The sequence below is a fragment of the Phytoactinopolyspora endophytica genome (assembly GCF_004138495.1).
GTDB classification, from domain to species: Bacteria; Actinomycetota; Actinomycetes; order Jiangellales; family Jiangellaceae; genus Phytoactinopolyspora; species Phytoactinopolyspora endophytica.
Genome location: NZ_ML142885.1, coordinates 1 through 1,289, shown reverse-complemented (window position 1 = coordinate 1,289; position 1,289 = coordinate 1). Strand labels below are relative to the sequence as shown.

At 60.8% G+C, this 1,289-nt stretch carries 2 protein-coding genes; one reads left to right on the top strand and one right to left on the bottom strand.

Features of this window, described 5'->3' with window-relative positions:
- Positions 1-490, top strand: a 490-nt coding sequence (locus tag ELR45_RS40105; RefSeq protein ID WP_205857803.1) for a DegT/DnrJ/EryC1/StrS family aminotransferase, incomplete at its 5' end; no start/stop codon positions are given.
- A gap of 343 nt (positions 491-833) precedes the next feature.
- Here ELR45_RS40105 and ELR45_RS33825 read toward each other — a convergent pair.
- Complete coding sequence (locus ELR45_RS33825) at positions 834-1,097, bottom strand: hypothetical protein (protein ID WP_129670210.1); 264 nt, start codon at positions 1,095-1,097, stop codon at positions 834-836.
- Between the last annotated feature and the right edge of the window lie 192 nt (positions 1,098-1,289).

Below are 1,289 nucleotides of genomic sequence, written 5' to 3'. Positions count from 1 at the left end.
CGCCAAGCACCTGACCACACAGGCCAAAAGCACCGACGGGCAGTACCTACACGACACCATCGGCTACAACTACCGGCTCACCAACATCGCCGCAGCGCTCGGATGCGCCCAACTCGAACGCCTCGACCAATTCCTCGCCCACAAGAGGAACATCGCCGCGCGCTACCAGCAGAGCCTCACGGACCTGCCGCTCACCACACCACCAACAGCGACGTGGGCAAACCCGACGTACTGGCTCTACTCAGCACTCACCGACGACGAACAGACAACCCCCGACGACGTCATCGCATCCCTCAGGTCGCACAGGGTTCAGGCGCGCCGCCTCTGGCCACCACTGCACCGCCAGCCACCGTACCGCTCCACAGAACGAATCGGCGACGAGAACGCGGATCGGATCTATCGCCAGGGCCTCTCCCTCCCCAGCTCCGCCTCCCTCACAAACGACCAGCAACACACCGTCGTCACCGCTTTGCACAGCGCCCTGACCTGACAGCCGCGTGTAGGCTGGCGCAACCCGAGCCTGGGTGCCACCACCGGACTTTACCCACGATACCAAACAATTGTATGATTATGTAACTATGAGCTGGACATACATTGACGAAGAAAAATGTTTGCGGCACCCGACGATCCCCGCATGGACAACGCCACTCGGTCCCGACGAGGCTAGCGACGCCGTCGCCGAACTGGGATGGAGATATGTCGACGGGGCACTCGCCACAGTGGTACCCGTGAGATCACTGGACCAGGGCGCCGAAGTCGTATCATTGTCCAGTCTCTGAGTCGCAGCCTCAACTGTTGACTATCTGTCGATGGACCTACGTCCAAGGCACGTCCTACTGATCCTTCATTCCGTGACGTTCGCACAAGTCACCCGACGCGATGTCGATCTCGCTCAGCGCATCTCCAAAGGCCTGACCATGAACGGCTTCAAGACAGACGCCCAGGTCAGCTCCAAAGCACGACAATCGCTTCAAGTCGTCCAGGTCGCATTCAGCAGCCAGGACGCTGCTGTAATCCGGCCCTTCTGGAAGGCCGTAACCAGCTACGACGATGAATCGTCCGGCCCGAGCGACACCTTGGTCGATCCTCTCGGACAAGGACCAGCCATCTCCTTCCAAATCCGCCGCACACCCTGCAGACCAACAACACATCCACCTTGAAATCGACGTTCCCACGACGAGGAACTCCGCCGCGCCCAAGCCGCCAGCGCCGCAGGCGGCACTCTACTTTCCAACGTTCTGGAACCAGTCTCCTGGAGACTCGCCGACCCCGACGGCAACCAAGTCCGC